The sequence below is a fragment of the Roseovarius sp. genome (genome assembly GCF_040219995.1).
Taxonomy (GTDB): Bacteria; Pseudomonadota; Alphaproteobacteria; order Rhodobacterales; family Rhodobacteraceae; genus Roseovarius.
The window spans coordinates 107,533-130,884 of the sequence record NZ_JAVJUC010000042.1 but is presented as its reverse complement, the minus strand read 5'-3'; the positions used below and the strand labels follow the sequence as shown (position 1 = coordinate 130,884).

General features: G+C 65.4%; 22 protein-coding genes and 1 pseudogene. 16 read left to right on the top strand and 7 right to left on the bottom strand.

What is annotated here, in order from left to right; translation table 11 throughout:
* The first annotated feature begins 43 nt into the window (after positions 1 to 43).
* Positions 44 to 934 carry a bifunctional methylenetetrahydrofolate dehydrogenase/methenyltetrahydrofolate cyclohydrolase FolD gene (gene folD / locus RID11_RS18580; protein WP_350141755.1) on the top strand — a complete coding sequence of 297 codons (891 nt, stop codon included), beginning with the start codon at positions 44 to 46 and terminating at the stop codon, positions 932 to 934.
* Positions 935 to 1,301: 367 nt separating this feature from the next.
* On the opposite strand, the gene RID11_RS18575 is transcribed toward folD, so the two are convergent.
* On the bottom strand, positions 1,302 to 4,067 hold the full coding sequence (locus RID11_RS18575) for a [protein-PII] uridylyltransferase (protein WP_350141753.1): 2,766 nt from the start codon (positions 4,065 to 4,067) through the stop codon (positions 1,302 to 1,304).
* Between the two features lie 21 nt (positions 4,068 to 4,088).
* Positions 4,089 to 5,264 (bottom strand): penicillin-binding protein activator, encoded by a 1,176-nt coding sequence (locus RID11_RS18570; RefSeq protein WP_350141751.1) that lies wholly within the window; start codon positions 5,262 to 5,264, stop codon positions 4,089 to 4,091.
* 86 nt (positions 5,265 to 5,350) lie between these two features.
* Between RID11_RS18570 and rsmI the strand changes: the two genes are divergently transcribed.
* Genes rsmI through RID11_RS18550 form a run of 4 tightly spaced genes read left to right on the top strand, consistent with a single transcriptional unit; the run spans position 5,351 to position 8,505 of the window.
* Positions 5,351 to 6,226, top strand: coding sequence for a 16S rRNA (cytidine(1402)-2'-O)-methyltransferase (rsmI, locus tag RID11_RS18565; protein ID WP_350141749.1), 876 nt, complete (start codon positions 5,351 to 5,353; stop codon positions 6,224 to 6,226).
* The gene (locus RID11_RS18560) at positions 6,223 to 6,636 is read left to right on the top strand and encodes a YraN family protein (protein ID WP_350141748.1); all 414 of its coding nucleotides are present in this window, start codon (positions 6,223 to 6,225) and stop codon (positions 6,634 to 6,636) included. Before rsmI ends, RID11_RS18560 begins: the two co-directional genes overlap by 4 nt.
* A gap of 58 nt (positions 6,637 to 6,694) precedes the next feature.
* Positions 6,695 to 7,630: a glutathione synthase gene (gene gshB / locus RID11_RS18555; RefSeq protein WP_350141746.1), complete on the top strand. Its 936-nt coding sequence runs from the start codon at positions 6,695 to 6,697 to the stop codon at positions 7,628 to 7,630.
* Positions 7,627 to 8,505, top strand: a complete 879-nt coding sequence (locus RID11_RS18550) for an alpha/beta hydrolase fold domain-containing protein (RefSeq protein WP_350141744.1) — start codon at positions 7,627 to 7,629, stop codon at positions 8,503 to 8,505. Before gshB ends, RID11_RS18550 begins: the two co-directional genes overlap by 4 nt.
* Here the strand turns inward: RID11_RS18550 and RID11_RS18545 are convergent.
* The 4 genes and pseudogenes from RID11_RS18545 to fsa form a co-directional block, all read right to left on the bottom strand.
* Positions 8,492 to 10,007 (bottom strand): annotated as a pseudogene (locus RID11_RS18545) (YifB family Mg chelatase-like AAA ATPase). The gene RID11_RS18550 and the pseudogene RID11_RS18545 sit on opposite strands and share 14 nt — an antisense overlap.
* 167 nt (positions 10,008 to 10,174) lie before the next feature.
* Positions 10,175 to 11,095: a tyrosine recombinase XerC gene (locus RID11_RS18540; protein ID WP_350141743.1), complete on the bottom strand. Its 921-nt coding sequence runs from the start codon at positions 11,093 to 11,095 to the stop codon at positions 10,175 to 10,177.
* Positions 11,092 to 11,799, bottom strand: a complete 708-nt coding sequence (locus RID11_RS18535; protein ID WP_350141742.1) for a DUF484 family protein — start codon at positions 11,797 to 11,799, stop codon at positions 11,092 to 11,094. Before RID11_RS18535 ends, RID11_RS18540 begins: the two co-directional genes overlap by 4 nt.
* A gap of 39 nt (positions 11,800 to 11,838) precedes the next feature.
* Positions 11,839 to 12,492: a fructose-6-phosphate aldolase gene (gene fsa / locus RID11_RS18530; RefSeq protein ID WP_350141741.1), complete on the bottom strand. Its 654-nt coding sequence runs from the start codon at positions 12,490 to 12,492 to the stop codon at positions 11,839 to 11,841.
* 102 nt (positions 12,493 to 12,594) lie between these two features.
* On the opposite strand from fsa, the gene RID11_RS18525 reads away from it, so the two are divergent.
* The 6 genes from RID11_RS18525 to RID11_RS18500 all read left to right on the top strand — a co-directional run bounded on the left by RID11_RS18525 (position 12,595) and on the right by RID11_RS18500 (position 18,599).
* Positions 12,595 to 14,796 carry a primosomal protein N' gene (locus RID11_RS18525; protein ID WP_350141740.1) on the top strand — a complete coding sequence of 734 codons (2,202 nt, stop codon included), beginning with the start codon at positions 12,595 to 12,597 and terminating at the stop codon, positions 14,794 to 14,796.
* Positions 14,797 to 14,908: 112 nt separating this feature from the next.
* Positions 14,909 to 15,103, top strand: coding sequence for a hypothetical protein (locus RID11_RS18520; protein WP_350141739.1), 195 nt, complete (start codon positions 14,909 to 14,911; stop codon positions 15,101 to 15,103).
* Positions 15,104 to 15,409: 306 nt separating this feature from the next.
* A complete protein-coding gene (locus tag RID11_RS18515) occupies positions 15,410 to 15,904 on the top strand; it encodes a bacterioferritin (RefSeq protein WP_350141738.1) in 495 nt (164 codons plus the stop codon).
* Between the two features lie 112 nt (positions 15,905 to 16,016).
* The gene (locus RID11_RS18510) at positions 16,017 to 17,249 is read left to right on the top strand and encodes an MFS transporter (RefSeq protein WP_350141737.1); all 1,233 of its coding nucleotides are present in this window, start codon (positions 16,017 to 16,019) and stop codon (positions 17,247 to 17,249) included.
* A gap of 22 nt (positions 17,250 to 17,271) precedes the next feature.
* The gene (locus RID11_RS18505; RefSeq protein ID WP_350141736.1) at positions 17,272 to 18,144 is read left to right on the top strand and encodes a 50S ribosomal protein L11 methyltransferase; all 873 of its coding nucleotides are present in this window, start codon (positions 17,272 to 17,274) and stop codon (positions 18,142 to 18,144) included.
* Positions 18,145 to 18,254: 110 nt separating this feature from the next.
* On the top strand, positions 18,255 to 18,599 hold the full coding sequence (locus RID11_RS18500; RefSeq protein WP_350141735.1) for a hypothetical protein: 345 nt from the start codon (positions 18,255 to 18,257) through the stop codon (positions 18,597 to 18,599).
* A 90-nt stretch (positions 18,600 to 18,689) separates the two neighbouring features.
* On the opposite strand, the gene RID11_RS18495 is transcribed toward RID11_RS18500, so the two are convergent.
* Complete coding sequence (locus tag RID11_RS18495; protein WP_350141734.1) at positions 18,690 to 18,887, bottom strand: DUF1127 domain-containing protein; 198 nt, start codon at positions 18,885 to 18,887, stop codon at positions 18,690 to 18,692.
* A gap of 311 nt (positions 18,888 to 19,198) precedes the next feature.
* On the opposite strand from RID11_RS18495, the gene ruvC reads away from it, so the two are divergent.
* The 5 genes from ruvC (at position 19,199) to RID11_RS18470 (ending at position 23,350) form a co-directional block, all read left to right on the top strand.
* A complete protein-coding gene (gene ruvC / locus RID11_RS18490) occupies positions 19,199 to 19,705 on the top strand; it encodes a crossover junction endodeoxyribonuclease RuvC (RefSeq protein WP_350141733.1) in 507 nt (168 codons plus the stop codon).
* Positions 19,702 to 20,367, top strand: coding sequence for a Holliday junction branch migration protein RuvA (gene ruvA, locus RID11_RS18485; RefSeq protein WP_350141731.1), 666 nt, complete (start codon positions 19,702 to 19,704; stop codon positions 20,365 to 20,367). The genes ruvC and ruvA overlap by 4 nt, the downstream gene beginning before the upstream one ends.
* 3 nt (positions 20,368 to 20,370) lie before the next feature.
* Entirely contained in the window at positions 20,371 to 21,399 is a 1,029-nt protein-coding gene (ruvB, locus tag RID11_RS18480; protein ID WP_350141730.1) for a Holliday junction branch migration DNA helicase RuvB, read from the top strand.
* A 108-nt stretch (positions 21,400 to 21,507) separates the two neighbouring features.
* Positions 21,508 to 22,143, top strand: a complete 636-nt coding sequence (locus RID11_RS18475) for a hypothetical protein (protein ID WP_350141729.1) — start codon at positions 21,508 to 21,510, stop codon at positions 22,141 to 22,143.
* A 124-nt stretch (positions 22,144 to 22,267) separates the two neighbouring features.
* On the top strand, positions 22,268 to 23,350 hold the full coding sequence (locus RID11_RS18470; RefSeq protein WP_350141728.1) for a transporter substrate-binding domain-containing protein: 1,083 nt from the start codon (positions 22,268 to 22,270) through the stop codon (positions 23,348 to 23,350).
* The last annotated feature ends 2 nt before the right edge of the window (positions 23,351 to 23,352 follow it).

The following is a 23,352-nucleotide window of genomic DNA, read 5'->3' as shown; positions in this document are numbered from 1 at the left end:
CTTGCGCCGGACGGGCCAATCCGTTGAAAAGAAGGGAAAAGACATGACGGCAGACATCATCGACGGCAAGGCCTTTGCAGCCACGATCCGCGAAAAGGTTGCGGGTCACGTGGCGCGGCTCAAGGATGAGCACGGGATCACGCCGGGCCTTGCGGTGGTGCTGGTGGGCGAGGACCCGGCGAGCCAGGTCTATGTGCGCTCGAAGGGCAAGCAGACGGTCGAGGTGGGGATGCACTCGGTCGAGCACAAGCTGGACGTGGATACCTCGGAGGCGGATCTGCTGGCGCTGATCGAGCAGTTGAACACTGACCCTGCCGTACATGGCATCCTGGTGCAGTTGCCGCTGCCGGATCACCTCGATTCCGATCTGGTGATCAACAGCATCGACCCGGCCAAGGATGTGGACGGCTTTCATATCTCCAATGTCGGCCTGCTCGGGACCGGGCAAAAGAGCATGGTGCCCTGCACGCCGCTCGGCTGCCTGATGATGCTGCGCGACAAGCTGGGCAATCTGAGCGGCATGGATGCCGTGGTGCTGGGCCGGTCGAACATCGTGGGCAAGCCGATGGCGCAGCTTTTGCTGGGTGATAGCTGCACCGTGACAATCGCGCATAGCCGCACCAAGGATCTGCCGGAGGTGGTCCGCCGCGCCGATATCGTGGTGGCCGCCGTGGGACGCCCCGAGATGGTGCCGGGTGACTGGATCAAGCCCGGCGCGACGGTGATCGACGTCGGCATCAACCGGATCGAACGCGATGGCAAGACCAAGCTGGTTGGCGACGTGGATTTCCCGTCGGTGCAGGCCGTTGCGGGCGCCGTGACGCCGGTGCCGGGGGGCGTGGGGCCGATGACCATCGCCTGCCTGCTGGCCAACACGGTGACCGCCTGTTGCCGGGCCAACGGGCTGGCGGAGCCGGAGGGGCTGACGGCCTGATTTCAGGATTGTCCTAGGGATTTGCGAAGGGCGGGGGGCGATGCTCTTCGCCCTTTTGTGTTCGTGGGGCGTTGGGCAGGTATTGGTCTGGAGCGGACCTTTGCCTTCAATGAGATGAGCCGCGCGGGCGACCGACCGCGGGTGGGCGCTTCAACCTTTGTGGAATGCACTTTATGGCAGCCAAATACTGCAACGATTGCGCGGAATTGTGACGTTGCAAAAGCGCCCGCCCTCGGGGGCGGTCGGGCGCTCGCGCGGCGGCGTGCAAGCACGCCTTGATTCCGCGCGGGGGCCAAAGTCTAACGGCAGCTAGAGGCCAAACACACCAACGTTTCGCGCGCCGTGTGGCCCGTCGAGGCGCACTCCCTCAGGTGGTGGCGCGTTCGACGCCTTCGGCGATGGCGGAGCGGAGTTTCTTTTCGAGTGAGGCGCGCTTGGTCGCCGAGTGGAATTTCAGGCCGAACATGTCCTTGACGTAGAAGGTATCGACCACCTGCTCGCCATAGGTGGCGATGACCGCCGAGGCGATATAGACGTTCGAGCCGGCCAGCGTGCGCGTGAGGTCATAGAGCAGGCCGGGGCGGTCGCGGGTATCGACCTCGATGATGGTGTAGACCTCGGAGCCGTCGTTATCGAAGGTGATATGCGTCGGCACGCGGAAGGCGCGTTCGCGTTTCTTGAGCTTGTCGCGGGATTTGATCGCCTCGCGGGGGACGACCTCGCCGCGCAGGGTCTTGAGGATCATCTGGCGCAGGCGGGGCAGGCGGTCGGCCTCGAACGGGTGGCCGTCGCCGTCCTGTATCCAGAAGGCGGCGGTGGCGAAACCGTCCTTGGAGGTATAGGTGCGGGCGTCCACGACGTTGGCGCCCACAAGGGCGAGCGCGCCGGCGAGGCGCGAGAAGATGCCCGGATGATCGGCCAGCGCGAAACAGGCGCGGGTGGCGTCGCGATCCTCGTCTATGGCCAGATCAATGGCGATATCGTCCTCGTGCAGCCCGCGTAGCAGCCGGGCAAAGACCACGTGGGCGGTGACGTGCAGACCCTGCCAGTAGGGCGGGTAATGGCGCGTCGTCTCATGCTTGAGATCGCGGGCGTCCCAATCGGTGAGCGCTTCGCGCAGGTTGCGCTTGGCATCGGCGCCGCGCTGTTCGCGGGTGATCGCCTCCATCCCGTCTTCGAGCACGCGGCGGGTCTGGCGGTAGAGGGCGCGCAGCAGCGAGGCCTTCCAGTTGTTCCAGGTGCCGGGGCCGACGCCGCGAATGTCGCAGACGGTGAGCAGGAGCAGCAGGTCGAGCCGCTCGCGGGTCTGAACCGCCTTGGCGAAGTCGCGCACGGTGCGCGGATCGGCGATGTCGCGTTTCTGGGCCATGTCGGACATCAGCAGGTGATAGCGCACCAGCCATTCGGCGGTGTCCACCTCCTTGGGTTTGAGCCCGAGGCGCGGCCCGACCTTGCGGGTGATGCGCGCGCCGAGGATCGAGTGATCCTCGTCCCGGCCCTTGCCGATATCGTGCATCAGCAGCGCCACGTAGAGCACCCGGCGGTTGACGCCCTCCTTGAGGATCGAGGACGAGACCGGCAACTCCTCGATCAGCTCGCGGCGTTCGATCTGGGCGAGGTGCGAGATGCATTGGATGATGTGTTCGTCCACCGTGTAGTGGTGATACATGTTGAACTGCATCATCGCGACGACGGGTTCGAATTCGGGGATGAAGGCCGAGAGGATGCCAAGCTCGTTCATTCGCCGCAGGGCGCGTTCGGGGTTGCCGTGTTTCAGCAGCAGGTCGAGAAAGAGTTTCGCCGCACGCGGGTCGTTGCGCATCTGTCCGTCGATGAGGTTCAGGTTGGCGGTGACCAGCAGCATCGCGTCGGGGTGGATGAGCAGCCCGGTGCGCAGACCTTCCTCGAAAAGACGCAAGAGGTTGAGCGGGTCGGAAAGGAACTCGGCCTCGTCCTTGATGGCGAGGCGGCCGTGGATTTCCTCATAGCCCGGTTTGAGCGTCTTGCGGCGTTTGAGCAGGCGTTGCAGGAGCGGTTCGGATTTGAGCTGCGAGGCTTCCAGCTTGGTCAGGAAGATGCGGGTCAGGTCGCCCACTGATGTCGCGTGGCGGAAATAATCCTGCATGAAGATCTCGACCCCGCGCCGCCCGGAACTGTCGGAGTAGCCCATGCGCGCGGCGACCTCGAGCTGCATGTCGAAGGTCAGCTGATCATTGGGCCGCCCCGAGATCAGGTGCAGGTGACAGCGCACCGCCCAGAGGAAATTCTCGGCGCGCAGGAAGGTGCTGAACTCGTCTCGGGTGAACATGCCAAGCGCCACAAGCTCGCTCACATCCTTGACGTGGTGCAGGTACTTGGCGATCCAGAACAGCGATAGCAGGTCGCGCAGCCCGCCCATGCCCTCCTTGACGTTGGGCTCGACCATGTACCGCTCGCCCTGTTTTTCATGGCGGGCGTCGCGTTCTTCGAGCTTGGCCTCGGTGAACTGGCGCTCACTGCCCTTGAAGAGGTCGTCGCGCAGGCGCTGGTTGAGTTTCGCCGCGAGGCTGTCATCGCCCGCCAGAAAACGGTTCTCCAGCAGCGCCGTGCGGATGGTGAAATCGTCGGACCCCAGGCGTAGGCAGTCGCGGATGGTGCGGCTGGCATGGCCCACCTTGAGGCGCAAATCCCACAGGATGTAGAGCATCGATTCGATCACGCTCTCGGCCCAGGGGGTGATCTTGTAGGGGGTCAGGAACAGCAGGTCGACATCCGATTGCGGGGCCATCTCTCCGCGCCCGTAGCCACCGACGGCAAAGACCGCGATGCGCTCGGATTCGGTGGGGTTGGGCAGCGGGTGCATGACCCGGGTGGCCAGATCGAGCGCGCTGAGGATGATGCAATCGGTGAGCCAGCAATAGGCGCGGGTGGCGGGGCGCGCGTCAAAGGGCCGGGCGGCGAAGGCCTCGGCGATGGCCGTGCGCCCGGCTTTCATGCGCTCCGACAGGATGCCGACCGCTGCCCGGCGCAGCGCCGTCATGTCGCCCGCGGCCTCGCCCACCGCGCGGGCCATCGCCGCGCTTGTGGCGGGTTCGTCGAAAATCTCCTGCGCCGGACAGATCAGATCGTCCGGGCGGGCCAGCGTGGTGATCATGTCAGGATCTGGACCTTTGCGTCAAAATCCGGCCCCGCCAAAGCTCTGGGGTGCGGGCGACAGGATCGTGACCGAGTTGTCGGTGATCGTCGCCACGGCAAGGCCACGCTCGTTGGTGCCGTCGGCGCGCAGGCGAAAGACGCCGTTGACGCCCTGGAACCCGGCGGATTGCGTCAGGCTGCCGCGCCCGAGATCCTGGCCTGCCTGCGCAAGGGCACCGATGGCGGCGATGCCGTCATAGGCCAGCCCCGCGATGGGATGCGGTGCGCGCCCGTTGGCGGCCTGGAAGCGGTTGGTGAACTGCGACGAGCGGTTCGGGTCGGGCAGGGCGAACCAGCCGCCCTGAACGCCCGGCAATTCCAGCGTTTGCGGTGGGGTGTCCCAGCGGCTGAGCCCGATATACTGCACCCGGTCGGGGCCGAGCCCGTTTTCCGGCAGCATCTGCGAGAAGAGCGGCAGGGCACCGGCGGTGTTGGCGGTGAGGAAGATCGCGTCGGCGGCATTGGTCTCGGCGGATTGCCGGATATTGGGCACCGCGTTCAGCACGCCTTGCTGCGAGAATTCATAGCCGACGCTGCCCGCCAGCGTTCCGCCATTGTCGCGCACCGCCTGTTCGATGGCCGCACGCCCCAACTGTCCTGCGAGATTGTCCGAATAGACCGCCATGATCCGCGATTTGCCCTGTCCCGTGGCATAGCGCGCGAGGCGATTGGCGGTGTTCTGGAAGGTCTGGCCCAGAATGAAGAGATTGCCGCCCGCGATGGTCGGGTTGTTGGAGAAGGCCAGCACGTTGATGTTGCGCGGCTCCATGGCGACGGCGACCGCGTTGGCGGATTCGGCGTGCAGCGGCCCGATGATGACGCGCGCGCCGTCAGAGGCGGCGTTGAGGGCGGCCTGCTGCGCCTGCTGTGCCTGCCCGGCGGTGCCGTAGACGCGCAGGTCGATCTCGACGTCGGACAGGTCCGATATGGCGAGCCGTGCAGCGCTTTCCAGATCGCGGGCGAGTTGGCTTTCCTGCGAATCGGAAGACCCGTGCGGCACCAACAGCGCCACCGGCACGGCCCCGCGCGTGGGCGTGCCGCCGCCGGTGCCGGGGTTGGTCAATGACACCGGATCACAGGCGGCAAGCCAGAGGATGGCGAGCCCCGCGAAGAGGTGGGTGAACGGCTTGCGGATGACGTTTAAAACGGCGAACATGTTACGGTCTCACTCCCTGTTGCGTTTTGCCTGAGGCCAGACGCGATTGTGGTTGATCATAACCGTCATATGGAGCGGGTCCAGTGATGAATCCCGACAAGCAGAAACTGGCCGCGGGGCTGTATCTTATTGCCACGCCGATCGGGGCGGCGCGTGATATCACGCTGCGCGCGCTCGACCTGCTGGCGGCGGCGGATGTGCTGGTGGCCGAGGATACGCGCAGCCTGCGGCGATTGATGGATATTCACGGGCTGAGCCTCGGGGATCGGCCGCTCTGGCCGTATCACGATCACAATGGCGCGCGCATGCGACCGCGAATCATGGCGGCGCTGGGTGAAGGAAAATCGGTGCTTTACGCGTCCGAGGCGGGCACGCCGATGGTCGCCGATCCGGGGTTCGATCTGGGGCGCGCGGCGGTGGCCGAGGGGTTCGATCTGATCTCCGCGCCGGGCCCGTCGGCGGTGATCACGGCGCTCACCTTGTCGGGTCTGCCCACCGACCGGTTCCTGTTTGCGGGGTTCCTGCCCAACACATCGGGCAAGCGCAAGACCGCGCTGGGCGAGGTGGCCGAAGTGCCCGCGACGCTGGTATTCTACGAATCCCCCAAGCGCGTGGCGGCCATGCTGCGCGATGCGGCCGAGGTTCTGGGCGCGGCACGCCCGGCGGCGCTCTGCCGCGAGATCACCAAGAAATTCGAGGAGGTGCGGCGCGGGACCTTGGCGGACCTGGCCGAGGGCTGTGCCGGGGCGGCGCCCAAGGGCGAGATCGTTGTCGTGGTGGGGCGCGGGGATTCAGGAAATATTAGTGAACTCGATTTAGACACGGTGTTGCGCGAGGCGTTGCAGGCGGGATCGGTGCGCGATGCCTCCGATCAGGTGGCGGCGCGGCTGCGCCTGCCACGGCGCAAGGTCTATCAGCGGGCGCTGGTGCTGGCGGCGGAGGATGGAGGAGGAGGGGAATGAGCCAGATGAGTTTCGATTTCGAGGCCCCGGTCGCAGAGGTCGCGCCGCGCCGGGATCGCGGTTTGCGGGCCTATCTGTCGGGCTGTGCGGCGGAGGATGCGGCGCTGCGGGCTTATGAGGCGCGCGGCGCGACGGTGCTGGAGCGGCGCTGGCGCGGAACGGGCGGTGAGATCGACCTGATCCTGCGTGAGCCCGAGACTTATGTGTTTTGCGAGGTGAAGAAGGCGGGAAGTTTCGACCGGGCGCTGGAACGCATTGGGCAAGGGCAGATGCAGCGGATTTTCACGGCGGCGTCGGAATATCTGGGCCACACGCCCGAAGGGCAGCTGGCCCCGGTGCGGTTTGACGTGGTTCTGGTCAACGGCATGGGCGATCTGCGACTGATGGAAAACGCCTTTGGGCATTTCTGAATTGCACCTCTGCGCGGCATGACGCATGTAAGTGGCGGATCGTAACAGGGGGCCGCCCATGAAAATCGCCTTTCAGATGGACCCGATCGGGCCGATCGACATCAATGCCGACAGCACGTTCCGCCTCGCCGAAGAGGCGCAGGCGCGGGGGTACGAACTGTTCTATTACCTGCCCGAGCGGCTGGCCTATGACGAGGGACGGATCACCGCACGGGGCTGGCCGCTGACGGTGCAGCGGGTTGCGGGGGATCATTTCAGCCTCGGCGCGGAACAGACTGTCGATCTGGGTGAGTTCGACGTGGTCTGGCGGCGGCAGGATCCGCCTTTTGACATGTTCTACATCACCACCACGCATCTGTTGCAGCGGCTGAGCCCCGGCACGCTGGTGGTCAATGATCCGTTCTGGGTGCGCAATTTTCCCGAGAAGCTGCTGATCCTCGATTTCCCGGACCTGATGCCGCCCACGACCATCGCGCGGGATATCGAGACGATCAAGGCGTTCCGGGCGCGCCATGGCGACGTCATCCTCAAGCCGCTCTACGGCAATGGCGGGGCGGGGGTGTTCCATCTGCCGGAGGCCGATCGGAACCTCGCAAGCCTGCACGAGATGTTCTCCGGGTTCAGCCGTGAGCCGCTGATCGTGCAGAAATATCTGCCTGCGGTGAGCAAGGGCGACAAGCGGGTGATCCTCGTTGATGGCGAGCCGATCGGGGCGATCAACCGGGTGCCTGCGCAGGGCGAGACGCGGTCCAACATGCATGTCGGCGGGCGCGCCGAGAAGGTCGAGATGACCGCCCGCGACCGCGAGATCTGCGACCGGATCGGGCCGCTCTTGCGCGAGAAGGGACAGGTCTTCGTCGGCATCGACGTGATCGGCGATTACCTGACCGAGATCAACGTGACCTCGCCCACCGGCTTGCAGGAATTGGAACGCTTTGACGCAACCAATGGCGCCGGGCTGATCTGGGACGCGATCGAGGCGCGGCGGGCATGAGCTGGCAACTGGCGCTTCTGAACCGGCATCTGCGCTGGTTCGAGAAGCCGGCGCTGGCACGGTTGCCGGTGGAGCGGCTGCGGCGGTCGTTCGAAATCAAGTCGAAGATTTATTTTCATGCGCCTCGGGGGAGTGCCAATCGGCGCGAGCGTCTGGCGGATGTGCCGGTTCAGTGGGCGCAGGCGCGCGATGCCGGGGGTGGCCCGGTGATTCTCTACCTGCATGGCGGGGCCTATGTGTTTGGCTCGTCCGACACGCATCGGGCGATGCTGGCAAAGCTCTCGGCGCTGACCGGGCTGCGGGCCTGTCTGCCGGATTATCGCCTTGCACCCGACCATGCCTTTCCGGCGCAGATCGAGGATGCGCTGGCCTGTTACCGGGCGCTGCGGGCCGAGCACGAGGTGATCATCGGCGGCGACAGCGCGGGCGGCGCATTGGCGTTGGCGCTGTTGCACGAGATACTGGCGCAGGAGATTGCGCCGCCGAAAGGGGTGTTTGCCCTGTCGCCGCTGGCCGACATGACATTCTCGGGCGCGTCGATCACCGAGAATGCCGCGCGCGACGTGGTGCTGTCGCCGGGGCGGATTGAGGAGATGCGCGCGATGTTTCTGGCGGGGCAGGCCCCGGAGGATCCGCGCGCCTCGCCGCTGCGGGGCGACTATGCCGGTGCGCCGCCGGTCTGGATGGCGGTGGGTGACACCGAAATCCTGCGCGATGATGCGTTGCGGATGCAGGGGGTGCTGGAGGCGCAGGGGGTGAGCAGCGTGCTGCATGTGGAACGCGATCACCCGCATGTCTGGCCGCTGTTTCACAATGTGCTGCCCGAGGCCAAGGCGACCTTGCGCGATCTGGCGGGGTGGATCAGCTCTCTTTGAGGGCGCCGATGCGAAAGCTGACGGCCTCGGCGACATGGGGGTGGCGTACCGCCTCGTCGCCGTCGAGATCGGCGATGGTGCGGGCCACGCGCAGCACCCGGTGATAGCCGCGCGCCGTGAGGCCAAAGCGGTCGGCCACACGGGTGAGCAGGGCGCGCCCCTCTGCGTCGGGCGTGGCGATCTCTTCCAAGGCCTCGCCTTCGGCATCGGCATTGAGGCGCATGTCGGGCCGGCCCTCGAAGCGGACCTGTTGCACCGCCCGCGCCGTCGCGACCCGCGCGGCCACCTGCGTGGATGTGTCGCCCGAGGCCGGCAGGTCGAGATCGGTGAAGGCCACGGGCGGCACCTCGACCCGCAGATCGAAGCGGTCCATCAGGGGGCCCGAGATGCGTCCCATGTAATCCTCGCCGCAGTTGGGGGCGCGCGAGCAGGCGCGGTTGGGGTCGCTGAGATACCCGCATTTGCAAGGGTTGGCGGCGGCGACCAGCATGAAGCGGCAGGGGTATTTCACATGCGCGTTGGCGCGGGCGATCATCACCTCGCCGGACTCGATCGGCTGACGCAGGGTTTCAAGCACGGTGCGCGGGAACTCTGGGAATTCGTCCATGAAGAGCACGCCGTTATGCGCAAGGCTGATCTCGCCCGGTGACGCCCGGCGCCCCCCCCCCGACGATGGCGGCCATCGAGGCGGTGTGATGCGGCTCTCGGAACGGGCGGCTGCGGTTGATCCCGCCTTCGGAGAGGAGCCCGGCGAGCGAGTGGATCATCGAGGTTTCCAGTGCCTCGGGGGCGGTGAGCGGCGGCAGGATGCCGGGCAGGCGGGCCGCGAGCATAGATTTGCCCGAGCCGGGTGTGCCCACCATCATCAGGTGATGGCGTCCGGCGGCCGCAATTTCGAGGCCGCGCTTGGCGCGTTCCTGACCCTTGACGTCGCGCAGGTCGCGGCCCTGTGCGGCCTCGACCACCTCGCCCGCCTCGGCCGGTTGCAGGGGCGACTGGCCGGTATAATGGCGCACCACGTCCGCGAGGCTGCCCGCGCCAATCACCTGTGCGGCCCCGACCCAGGCCGCCTCGGCCCCACAGGCGCGGGGGCAGAGCAGGATGCGGTTGTCTTCGGCGGCGGCCATGGCGGCGGGCAGTGCGCCGATGACGGGCACGAGCGTGCCGTCGAGTGACAATTCGCCAAGCGCGGTGGTGCCCTCGGCGGCGTCTGCTGGGATGATTTCGAGTGCTGCAAGCAGGGCGAGGGCAATGGGCAGGTCGAAATGGCTGCCTTCCTTGGGCAGGTCGGCGGGGGAGAGATTGACGGTGATGCGCTTGGAGGGCAGGGCGATGGCCATGGACGACAGCGCCGTGCGCACCCGGTCGCGGGCCTCGGACACCGCCTTGTCGGGCAGGCCGACGAGCGAAAAGGCCGGGACGCCCGGGGTGATGGCGCATTGCACCTCGACCGTGCGCGCCTCGACCCCCTCAAAGGCCACAGTGTAGGCGCGAGCGACCATGCGGGTCCTTTCCGGTTACGTCATGGTTAATGCGTAGCGCGGCAGGCCTTTAGGAAAGGTTAACGGGGCTGTGTTGGCTTGGGCCGGACATTTGCGTGAGCCGCGTATCGCGCAGGCGCTTCAATCCAAGGTCTGCTCAAGACCAACCCGTTTCAACCGTCCCGCCGCTACCCGCGACCCTGCGGGTGGGCGCGGGCATAGACCTCCATCAGGCGGGCGGTGTCGACTCCGGTATAGGCTTGCGTGGTCGAGAGCGAGGCGTGCCCCAACAGTTCCTGGATCGCGCGCAGGTCGCCGCCCGCGTTGAGCAGATGGGTGGCAAAGCTGTGGCGCATGGCGTGCGGCGTGGCGGTGGCGGGCAGGCCAAGCTGGGCGCGGGTGCGTTCCACCACCTTTTGCACCGCGCGGGGCCCGAGCGCGCCGCCGCGCGCGCCGAAGAAGAGCGGGCCGGTGCGGGTCATGTCATAGGGGCAGAGTTGCGCGTAGCGCGCCACCGCCGCGCGGGCGGGGGCAATCACCGGCACCAGCCGTTCTTTGTTGCCCTTGCCGATGATGCGGAGGGTGTCGCCCATCGGCAGCGCCGCGCCGGTCAGGCCAAGCGCCTCGGAGATGCGCAGGCCGCAGCCATAGAGCAGCGTGACTACCGCCTGATCGCGCGCTGCAATCCAGAGGGTGAGGGATTGCATCTCCAGCGTCTCGATCACGTCGCTTGCCGCCTCGGGCGAGAGCGGGCGGGGGAGTTTGCGCTGGAATTTGGGCGCTCGGATCGACAGGACGGCGGTCGGCTCGAAGCCCTCGCGCTCGGACAGCCAGCGATAGAAGCTCTTGACTGCCGAGAGCTTGCGCGCAAGCGAGCGGGGGCCGACGTCCTGCCCCCGGGTAAAGGCCATCCAGGCGCGCATGTCGGCGGTGGTGATCCGGGCGAGCGCGGCCAATCCTTGTGTCTGGCCGTGATGTTCGGTCATGAAGGCCAGAAAGCCCGTGACATCGCGGGCGTAGGCATCCAGCGTGTTGTCGGAGGCCCCCTTGAGCGCCTTCTGCCCCGCCAGCCAGCCCTGCAGGGCGTCGCGGGCGGCGGCCGAGATCATGACAGCCAGCGGCGCATCGTTCGCTCGAACACGCCTGCGAAGAAGGCCAGAAGGTCGGTGCCCTGCTGCGGGCTGAACTGATGCGGGTCTTCGGCCCCCATGACCAGCATGCCGGGCAGGCGGTCCGCCCCGAAATCCAGCAGCAGACAGGCCTCGGAGCGCACGAACCCGGCGTCGCGGCCATAGATCCGAATGTCGCCCTCTTCGATCTGGCGCAGCGTCACCTGCCGCGCGGGCACGTCGCGCCCGCCGGTGAGGTAGGATTTGATGAAGCCGGGTTCGGCCACCGAGAGCACATCGCCCAGACGATGCACCGCCGGATCGCTGTCGTTCTGCACCGATTCGAGCACGAGGCGCACGGAATCGACCCGCAGGATATGCGCCACCTCGCCGTCGAGATCGCGCAGGAAGGTCTCGAACTCCACCGGGTCGAGCATGCGCAGGATCGCGCGATGCACCTGATTGGTGCCCGCGAGATTTTCGTAGGCGGCGGCGATCACCGAGCGGTGGGTATCCTCGAGCCGGTCGAGCCGGGCCTCGAGCCGTTCCATCGCGATGCCGCGCAGATCGACGATATTGCCCCCCATGGCACGCTCGTTCGCGGCGATGAGGGCGCGCATAAGGTCTTGATCGTCAAGGATAACATCAGGCTGCGCGATGATCTTCTCGCGCAGCTGATCATTCATCTCGGGCTTGCTGCTCATTTGGGCCTCGAATTTTCTTTTGGGTGTTATAGCACGAGGTTACAGGATTTTCTGCCCTGTTTTTTCCCAATCGGCCATGAAGGCTTCGAGCCCCTTGTCGGTGAGGATGTGATTGGCCATTGCCTTGATCACGGCGGGCGGCGCGGTCATCACGTCGGCGCCGATCTGGGCGGACTGAAACGCATGGTTCACCGTGCGGATCGAGGCTGCGAGGATCTGTGTTTCAAACCCGTAATTGTCGTAGATCTGGCGGATATCCGCGATCAGGTCCATCCCGTCGAGATTGATATCGTCGAGCCGTCCGATGAAGGGCGAGATGAAGGTGGCCCCCGCCTTGGCCGCGAGGAGCGCCTGATTGGCGGAAAAGCACAGCGTCACATTGACCATGTTGCCCTCGCCCGAGAGCACCTTGCACGCCTTGAGCCCGTCCCATGTGAGCGGCACCTTGACGGCGATGTTGTCGGCGATCTGCGCGAGCTTGCGGCCCTCGGCGATCATCTCATCAGCCTTCAGCGCCACGACCTCGGCGCTGACCGGGCCATCGACCATGCCGGCGATTTCCTTGGTGACTTCGAGAATGTCGCGCCCGGATTTCAGGATCAGCGACGGGTTGGTGGTGACGCCATCGACCATGCCAAGCTCATTGAGTTCGGCGATCTGATCGGTTTCTGCGGTATCGACAAAGAATTTCATGGGCCTGCCCTCTCTGGCGGGTTGGGTTGTTTCAGCTTCGCGTTTACCGCATAGATCAACCTGCCGAAACCCCTCTTGACGCCCAAGGCAAGGAGCCGCCACGTGACTGAACAGCCGCCGGAGTTTCATCACGAAGGCGCGCTCGTGGCGGTGTTGACGGCGCAGCCGCTGGATGGCCCGCTGGATTACCGCGCGCCCGAGGGGGGATGCCTGCACGGGGCCTTTGTCGAGGTGCCGCTGGGGCCGCGCAAGGTGCTGGGCGTGGTCTGGGGCGCGGGGCGCGGGGGGTTCGATCTCAAGAAGGCCCGCAGTATCATCCGGGTGCTGGACGTGGCCCCGATGCGCGCCGAGATGCAGGAATTTCTGCGCCGTGCGGCAGAGTATACGCTGACGCCCCTGCCCGCGATGTTGCGGTTGGCGACGCGCGCGCCGGGGTTGAGCGATCCGCCGTCGATGCAGAAGATCTACCGGTTGGGCGAGGACGCGCCCGCGCGGATGACCGATGCCCGTGCGCGGGTGCTGGAGGTGCTGCACGCGCATGGCGGGCTGGGGTTCACGCTGCGCGAATTGAGCGACATGGCGGGCGTGACATCCTCGGTGGTCAAGGGGCTGGTGAAACAGGGCGCCGTGCGCGAGGAGGATACGCCGCGGGACCGGTCCTTTGCGCGGCTTGACCCCGACCTGCCTGCGAAAAGCCTCACCGACGATCAGGCGCAGGCCGCAGACCGGCTGCGCGACGGGGTGCGGTCGCAGGGCTATGGCACCACGTTGCTGCGCGGCGTCACCGGGTCGGGCAAGACCGAGGTCTATCTGGAGGCGGTGGCCGAAACGCTGCGGCAGGGCGGGCAGGCGCTGGTGCTCTTGCCCGAGATCGCGCTTACGGCGGAGTTTCTCACGCGGGTCGAGGCGCGGTTCGGGGCGCGCCCTGCCGAGTGGCATTCCGGCGTCACCATGACCGAGCGGCGGCGCACCTGGAAGATGGTCGGGCAGGGCGCGGCGCAGATGGTGGTGGGCGCGCGCTCGGCGCTGTTCCTGCCGTTTCAGAACCTGCGCCTGATCGTGGTCGATGAAGAGCATGACAGTTCCTACAAGCAGGAGGATGGCGTCCTTTACAATGCGCGCGACATGGCGGTGCTGCGGGCGTCGCTCTGTGATGCGCGGGTGGTGCTGGCCTCGGCCACGCCGAGCCTTGAGAGCTGGGCCAATGCCGAGGCCGGGAAATACGAGCGGCTGGATCTGGAGGCACGCTACGGGGCGGCGGTGATGCCGGAACTGGCGGCGATCGACATGCGGGCCGAGACGCTGCCGTCGAACCGGTGGGTGTCGCCCACGTTGCAGGCGGCCGTCAGTGCGCGCGTGGCGGCGGGCGAGCAGGCGCTGTTGTTTCTCAACCGGCGCGGCTATGCGCCGACCACGATCTGCCGGGCCTGCGGGCATCAGATCGGCTGTGAGCATTGTGATGCGCGAATGGTCGAACACCGTTTTCAGAAGCGCCTGATCTGCCATCAATGCGGCGAAAGCGCGCCGGTGCCGAGCACCTGCCCGTCCTGCGGGGCCGAGGACCGGCTGGCCGCCGTCGGCCCCGGGGTGGAGCGGCTGGCGGAGGAGGCGGCCGCGCTCTTTCCGCAGGCGCGGATCGCGGTGTTGTCGTCGGATCTCTTCGGCTCTGCCCGCGCGCTCAAGGAGCAGATCGTGGAGATCGCCCAAGGCGCCGCCGACATCATCATCGGCACGCAACTTGTTGCAAAGGGACATAATTTTCCGCTGCTGACGCTGGTCGGCGTGATCGATGCCGATCTGGGGTTGCAGGGGTCGGACCTGCGCGCCGCCGAACGGACGTTTCAACTGATGCGGCAGGTGGCCGGGCGCGCCGGGCGGGCCGAGCGGGCGGGGCGCGCGGTGTTGCAGACCTATCAGCCCGAGCACCCGGTGATCCGCGCGATCCTTGCAGGTGACGAGGAAGGCTTCTGGCGGGCCGAGGCCGGGGCGCGGCGCGAGGCCGGGGTGCCGCCCTATGGCCGGATGGCGGGGATCATCCTCAGCTCACCCGACATGCAGGCGGTGTTCGATCTGGGCTCAGAGTTGGCGCGGCGCGACGGGCCGATCCGGGCGGTGGGGGCGCAGGTGTTTGGCCCGGCCCCGGCCCCGATTGCGCGAATAAGAGGGCGGCACCGGGTGCGGCTGCTGGTCAAGGCACCCAAGGGCGTGGCGCTGCAACCCGCGCTGTCGGCATGGGTGGCGCAGTTGCGGCTGCCCCCGCAGGCGCGGCTGAGCGTGGATATAGATCCGCAGAGTTTTTATTGACGTCGAGAGCGCGAGTTTGTGCGAGAGGCAGGGTTACTCTGCCTCGACATGGGAATCCTTTGAAACGACATCACTCGTTGTTTTGGCATCGGGATACCATAGTGATGGCGTCATGGAACTCATGTCGATGCCCAGTGAAACCGCTGGAGTTGCGAAGAGTAAAACGAAAACGGCGATTGACGTGGCTTTCATTGTCTTGGCTCCTGTGTTGCAAGGTGAGACTGCGACCATGATGGCCGTTTCGCGTGATATCGCGTGTGAACAGGGTTACAGTTTGGCGGGTAATTTTTTAAACACTTGTTTTTAAATGAAAAGATTTAGGGCTTCTGCCGTGGGCATTCTCCGGTTGTTCATATTTGAGGTGGCGCGCACTTGAGACGAATTGGCCGACTGTGCCTCATTCCTTGGGGGCGGGCCCGGTTATCGGGTCTAGTGCCGTGTCTCCGTCATGTGACCTGATTTGATTGATCCTGAACCGCCGACCCAAAGTCGGTTGGAATGTCGGTCTCCGATCCTGGCGGCGAAGTGACGCCCCGGCGCTGGGACGCATTGCAAAGGCTGCATCCGTGCATAGGTGGCGTCAGGAACGCGCAATCGCGAGAAGGAGACGCACATGACCGACCGCAAGAAAAGCATCGAAAACCTGCAAACCGCCCTGTCGATGGAGTTGACGGCGGTGCATCAGTACCTGCTGCATGCCCATACGCTGGAGGATTGGGGCATCGACAAGCTGGCCGCGAAGATGCGCGAGGAGATGCACGAGGAACTGGGCCATGCAGGCGCCTTCATCGACCGGATCATGTTCCTCGGGGGCGTGCCGAAGCTGGAGGCCGCCAAGACGCCGCATAAGGCCGAAAGCCTCAAGGCGCTGTTTGAGGCCGACAAGACCGAGGAGGCCGGGGCGATCGAGTTCTATACCAAGGCCGCGCGGCAGGCCTTCGAGAGTGACGATATCGGCACGCGCGCCCTCTTCGAGCGGATCGTGCAGGACGAGGAGAGCCATTGGGAATGGCTCGACCTGCAGCTTGACCTGTTGCGCAAGTTGGGCGAGCCCGCCTTCATGACCAATTACATGAGTGGCACGAGCGCCGATCAGGGCGCGGGCTGAGCGCGGGGGGCGCGCTTTCTTGAAAAGAAAGCGGTCCGAAATCTTTTGAAGATTTCGGATGCCGGGGGTGTGGCCTCTCGCCAAAGTCGAAACTTGGGCGTAAGGAATGCGCATGAGTGCGCAATTCCCCCTCGGGCGTGCGCGGGAGTTGCCGATCTGGCGGCGTCCCGTCACGCTTTTGTTCCTGATGGCCGCCGCGATGCCGGTGGCCTTTGCCACGTGGTCGGCGCTGCTCAATAATTTCGTGATCGAGGTGGCGGCGTTCGACGGCTCGGACATTGGCTGGCTGCACACGGTGCGCGAGATCCCGGGGTTCTTTGCCGTGGGGGTGATCGCGCTCATTATCTTCATGCATGAGCAGGTTCTGGGGCTGGTCTCGCTCTTGCTGCTGGGAGTGGCCACGGCGCTGACCGCGCAGTTCCCGACGCTGGGCGGTATCCTGACGATCACCATGCTCAGTTCCATCGGCTTTCACTATTACGAGACGGTCAATCAGTCACTGCAACTGCAATGGCTGGACAAGTTGCGCGCGCCGCAGATGCTGGGCTGGCTGCTGGCGGCGGGATCGGGGGCCACTTTGGTCGCCTATGTGCTGATCGTGCTGACATGGCGGGCGTTCGATATCAGCTACAACACCGTTTACATGATCTCGGGCGGGTTCACCGCCTGTGTCGCGGTGTTCTGCCTGATCGCCTATCCGAAGTTCGAGGCCCCCAATCCGCAGGTCAAGAAGATGGTGCTGCGGCGGCGCTACTGGCTGTATTACGCGCTGCAATTCATGGCGGGCGCACGGCGGCAGATCTTCGTCGTGTTCGCGGGCTTCATGATGGTCGAGAAATTCGGCTTTGAGGTCCACGAGGTGACGGCGCTCTTTCTGATCAACCTAGTCGTCAACATGGTCGCGGCCCCGCTGATGGGGCGGGCGGTGTTCCGCTTTGGCGAGCGCAACACGCTGGTCTTTGAATATGTCGGGCTGGCGCTGGTGTTCCTGGCCTATGGCGGCATCTACTTCTTTGGCTGGGGCGTGGTGCTGGCGGCGACGCTCTATGTGGTGGATCATGTGCTGTTCTCACTGGCGCTGGCACTCAAGACCTATTTCCAGAAGATCGCCGATCCCGGGGACATCGCGCCGACCGCTGCCGTGGCGTTCACCATCAATCATATCGCGGCGGTGTTCCTGCCAGCCCTTCTGGGCTATCTGTGGCTGGTCTCGCCGGCGGCGGTGTTCATAGCGGCGGCGGGCATGGCCTGTGTTTCCTTAAGCCTTGCGCTGCTGATCCCACGCCACCCGGAGCCGGGCAACGAGACAGTATTTGCGCGGTTCATCCCCGCGCCTGCCGAATAAATCCCCCAAGAATGAGGCCGACATGCCGACCTATACCGCGCTCACCACGCTATCCGATAAACGCCAGGCCGAGGCGCTGGCCGAGGCGCTGGAGGGGCTGACGCCCGAACCGACCGGCGTGGGTGCCTTCGAGATGGAGGACGGATCGGGGCTGTGGGAGATCGGCGCCTATTTCGAGGAGGCCCCGGACGAGGCGGGGCTGGCGCTCTTGGCAACGATTCATGAGGCGCGGCCATTTGCGGTGTCGGAACTGCCCGAGGTGGACTGGGTTGCCAAGGTGCGCCGCGACCTGAGCCCGGTCGAGGCGGGGCGGTTTTTCGTCTATGGCAGCCACGATGCCGACCGCGTGCCCGAGGGCTGCGAGCCCTTGCTGATCGAGGCGTCGATGGCGTTCGGCACCGGGCATCATGGCACCACATTGGGCTGCTTGCGCGCGCTTGACCGGCTGGCCGAGGCGGGCTTTGTCGGGCGCTCGGTGCTTGATCTGGGCTGTGGTACCGCCGTTCTGGCGATGGGGGCGGCGCGGATCTGGCCCGGCGTGATGCTGGCCTCTGATATCGACGCGGTGGCGGTCGAGGTGGCCGAGGCCAATGTCGCGGCCAACGATCTGGGCGGCCGCGTGCGCTGTGTCGAGGCGACCGGGCTCGATCATCCGGAGTTGCAGGCAGCAAGCCCCTATGACCTGATCTTTGCCAATATCCTCAAGGGGCCGCTGATTGCGCTTGCCCCCGAAATCACGGCGCGGCTGCGGCCGGGCGGAAAGGTGATTCTCTCAGGCATCTTGAACGAGCAGGCCGACGAGGTGGCCGGGGTTTATGCACAGGCCGGAAACAATCTTGATCATCGCGACGAAATTGGTGACTGGACGACGCTGGTGTTGTCCAGAAACTCTTGAAATTAAGTCAAAAATTGGCCCGATTTGCCAGTATCGCCTTGTTTTTGCCGTAATCGAGGCGTAGTTTTTTCTCAATCGCGGTGGGGGTCGTGATTGGAGAAATTTTTGCCATGAGTGATGTACACCAAGGCTTTAACTCTCGCGTCAAGGCGCTTGACCGCAAGCGTGCCCGGTCAGGGTATGGCTATGTCGGCAAGGTTCGCAGTGACGGCCTTATCGTTTTCAAACCCAAGCGGCGGATGCCGGGTCTTCCGATCCGCGGTCTGCTTTACATGGTTCTGGGCTTCGTGTTTTTCAAAGGGGTCGTTCTCGCCCATCTGGGCGCTGTGACCTACGAGGAACGTGTCGCGCAGCTGGCCGAGGGCAGCCTCATTCAGCAGGCGGGCGCGGCGGTGATGCAGCCCGATCCGTTGACGCGGATCATGGCGCGCTACTTGTCGCCGGTTCTGCGCTGATCCGATCCTGAAATTGAAAAAGCCCTGCTCAGGTGCGTCCTGTACAGGGCTTTTTCATGTCTTGCGCGCCGGGGGCTGTCCGCTGGCGCATCAGATGTTGCGTGCGACGACGTCGATATCGCCACGTGTCAGGCCGATATCGTCAAGCTCGCGGTCCGAGAGTTGCGACAGGGCGTTGCGCGTGGCGCGGCGCTCGTTCCATGCGACGAGCATGGACAGGACGCGAGAGGCGAGAGAGCCGAAGCCGGCGTGAGAGGCGTGGGCGCGGGTGGTGTCAAGAGCGGCCATGAGAGTGTTCCTTGAATGGGTGGTTGCGGAGAATTTCCGGTTCTGCAGTGCAGCTAGTCAGACAATCCCGTTCTCACAAGCAGGGATTCTTGCATAGTTCTTATGCATTTAATGCATGGGTCATGTTTGAGCGTAAGTCATTGTTTATAATAGACTTGCGATTTCACCAATCATGGGCTGATCCCCTCAGGGGCGGCAATTCTGCAACGCTTTGCCGTGGGGCTGGGCAAAATGGAAACTTGTATTCCCCTTGGTCTTTGTTCTTGTTTCGTGCTATTGCATCGAAAAACAGGCGGGCAGGGCTGAAAAACATGCGGGTATTGGGCATAGATCCCGGGTTGCGCAACATGGGCTGGGGCGTGATCGACGTGGATGGCAGCCGTCTGAGCCATGTGGCCAATGGCATCTGTCATTCGACCGGCGAGGACCTGGGCGCGCGGCTGTTGTCGCTGCATGAGCAACTCACGGACATCTTTCATCGCTATGATCCGACCGCGGCGGCGGTGGAGCAGACCTTTGTCAACAAGGACGGGGCGGGCACGCTCAAGCTGGGGCAGGCGCGGGGCATCGCCCTTTTGGTGCCTGCGCAATACGGGCTGAGCGTGGGCGAATACGCGCCCAATTCGGTCAAGAAGACGGTGGTGGGCGTGGGCCATGCCGCCAAGGAACAGGTGGCGCATATGGTCAAGGTGCAACTGCCGGGCGTGGTGCTGGCCGGTCCCGATGCAGCCGATGCGCTGGCGATTGCCATATGCCACGCGCATCACGCGCGCTCGGGCGACATGCTGGCGCGCGCGGTGGCGAGGGCGGGCGCATGATCGGGCGGATTGCCGGACGGATCGACTATCGCGCGAGCGATCATGTGCTCATTGACGTGCGCGGGGTGGGTTATCTGGTCTATTGCTCGGACCGGACGCTGTCGTCGCTGCCCGCCGTGGGCGGCATGGCGGCGCTTTATACCGACCTGCTGGTGCGCGAGGATATCCTGCAGCTTTTCGGCTTTCCGACGCTGGTGGAGAAGGAATGGCACCGGTTGCTGATGAGCGTGCAGGGGATCGGGGCCAAGGCATCGCTGGCCATTCTGGGCGCGCTTGGCCCCGATGGGGTGAGCCGCGCGATTGCGATTGGCGACTGGAACGCGGTGACGGCGGCCAAGGGGGTGGGCACCAAGACCGCACAGCGCGTGGTCAACGAGTTGAAGGACAAGGCGCCCACGGTGATGGCGATGGGCAGCGCGCCGCCGCCTGCGCAGGATGCGGGCGAGGTGATCGAGGCCGAGAGCGTGGCCGCCCCGGTTGCGGCCCCGGTGATGCCTGCGGGGAACGGTGCGCAGGCCGAGGCGCTGTCGGCGCTGACCAATCTGGGCTATGCCCCGGGCGAGGCGGCGGGCGCGGTGGCGCAGGCGGCGGGCGAGGCCCCCGGGGCCGAGACCCCCGCGCTGATCCGCGCGGCCCTGCGGCTGCTGGCACCGAAAGGCTAAGACGTGACCGATCCCGATCCCACCCTGCGCGCCGAGGAACTGCCCGAGGATCAGGACCGCAGCCTGCGGCCGCAGGCGCTGTCGGAATTCATCGGGCAAAAGGAGGCGCGGGCCAATCTGGCGGTGTTCATCCAATCGGCGCGGCAGCGTGGCGACGCGATGGATCACACGCTGTTTCACGGCCCCCCCGGTCTGGGCAAGACGACGCTGGCGCAGATCATGGCGCGCGAATTGGGGGTAGGGTTTCGCATGACCTCTGGCCCGGTGCTCGCCAAGGCGGGGGATCTGGCGGCGATCCTGACCAATCTGGAGCGCAACGATGTGCTCTTCATCGACGAAATTCACCGCCTCAACGCGGCGGTGGAAGAGGTGCTTTACCCCGCGAGGGAGGATTTCGAGCTGGATCTGGTGATCGGCGAGGGACCCGCCGCGCGCACCGTGCGGATCGAGTTGCAGCCCTTCACGCTGGTCGGGGCGACGACGCGGCTGGGGCTGCTAACCACGCCGCTGCGCGACCGGTTTGGCATCCCGACGCGCCTGCAATTCTACGAGATCGACGAGTTGCACGAGATCGTGCGGCGCAACGCGAAATTGCTGAACATTCCCACCGACCCGGATGGCGCGCGCGAGATCGCGCGCCGCTCGCGCGGGACGCCGCGCATCGCCGGGCGATTGCTCCGCCGGGTGGTGGATTTCGCGGTGGTCGAGGGCGGTGGCAAGATCAGCCGGGAGCTGGCCGATGCCTCGCTCACCCGGCTGGGGGTGGATCACCTGGGGCTGGATGGCGCCGACCGTCGCTATCTGCGGCTGATTGCCGAGGCCTATCAGGGCGGGCCGGTGGGGATCGAGACCTTGTCAGCAGCCTTGTCCGAGAGCCGCGATGCGCTGGAAGAGGTGATCGAGCCGTTCCTGTTGCAGCAGGGCCTCATTCAGCGCACCCCGCGCGGGCGAATGCTGGCGCAGGGCGGCTGGGCGCATCTGGGCCTGCCCGCGCCGGGACCGAAGGGGCAGAACGATCTTTTCGGCAAGTGACGCATCCCCGGTGCGGGTGTCGGATTTGAGTATTTTTGCCATAAAGAAACCGGGATTTGCGGGATCGGGGCGGGCCTGCTAGAGGGGGCCGCAACGGGAGGCTGAACGATGAGCGAGACCCTGAGCGCGGACGAGATCGAGGCGCTGTTTACCCGCACCGACGGGACGTTTCTGTTTGCCCGCTGGGGGCGGCCCATCGTGCCGATTGTCTTTGGTGTCGATGACCGGACGCTCGGGATCGTCAAGGGCGCGATCGAGGCGGTGGTGGCGCTGGCGGATCACAAGATGGCCGAGACCGATCCGGAACTGGGCGCGAACCTGATGATATTTTTCTTTCGTGACTGGGAAGAGTTGCGCGAGGTGCCGGATATGGACCGGCTGGTGCCCGATCTGGGGCCGCTGGTGGATCGGCTGGTGGCGGCGGGGGCCAATCAGTATCGCATCTTTCGCTTTGACGAGGCGGGGGCGATCCGGGCGTCGTTTGTCTTCCTGCGGATGGATGAGGAATTGAGTGCGGTGCCCGCCGAGACGCTGGCGCTGAGCCAGATCGTGCAGACCATTCTCTTGTGGTCGGACCGCGCCTTTACCGACCGCTCGCCGCTGGCGGCCTTGCCGGGCGGCGAGTTGGTGCTGCGCCCCGAGATCGGCGCGCTGATCCGGGCGGGCTATGACCCGGTACTGCCTGCCGTGGCACAGGACCCGAGCCACGCGCTGCGGTTGAGCGCGCGGCTGACGCGCATGTAAATAGGGCGGGCGGCGAAGGCCTTGGCCGTGTTTGCGCCGTGATATGCGTCTTTGCGGGCTCTGGGCCCTTGACCGAATCTGGTGAAACGGCGTTATTACCCCTCATTATCTGGGGGTGTGTTATATGAGAAACGCAATTTGTGGGGCATTGCTGGCCTTGGCCGGGCTGGGCATGGCCGGGGCGTCGGCGGCGCAGACCTGTGGCGGGGACTATACGGTCAAGCGCGGTGACAGCCTGTCGCTGATCGCGGACAGCCAATACCGTGACGCCGGCAAGTGGACCGTGGTGCATTCCAGAAATATCGGCGCGATTGGCGAGAACCCCAACAATATCCGGGTTGGCATGACGCTGCGCCTGCGCTGCATTGAAGGGCTGCCCACCGGCCTGCCCGGCGGGCAGGCGGTGGCGGTCGTGGCACCCGAGCCTGCCGCCTTGGTGGTGGCCCCCGGCACCGCCGCGACGCGCCGCAAGATCAATATCCTGACGGGCAGCGATTTCTGGCCCTTCACCGACAAGGACATGCCCGAGGGCGGGGTGCTGGCGCATGTGGTGCGGGCGGCGATGGAGGCCGCCGATCCCGAGCAGGGCTTTGCCGTGCATTGGGTTGATGACTGGGCGTCGCACCACGAGCCGCTGTTGTCTAACGCGCTGCTGGATATCGGGTTTCCGTGGTTTCGCCCCGATTGCGAAAGCGATCCCGAGACCTATCGCTGTGCCAACCTGATCTTCTCGGACTCGATGTTCGAGGTTCTGATGCTGCTTTTCGTCGACAAGAGCCGCCCGATTGCCTTTAACAGCGTGGCCGATTTGCAGGGCCGGGTGCTGTGCCGTCCGGCGGGCTATTCGACGTATATTTTCGACCAGCACGGGCGCAACTGGCTGAAGGACGGGGTGATCACCCTCAAGACCCCCGCCTCGCCCGCCGAGTGCCTGCGGTTGCTGACCGAAGGCGAGGTCGATGGCGTGGTGCTCAACGAATTCCTCGGCCGGGGCAAGATCAAGGAAATGGGATTGGGCGACCGCGTCGTGGTGGCGCAGGGGCAGCCGATTTCGGTCGATGGCAATCACATGGTGGTTCACAAGTCGCATCCCGAGGGGCGCGCGCTCTTGGCGATCTTCGAAGAGGGGTTGGCGCAGATCAAGGCGGATGGCAGCTATCAGCGCATCATCGATGAGCACATGACCCGCGTCTGGGCGGAGTTCTAGGG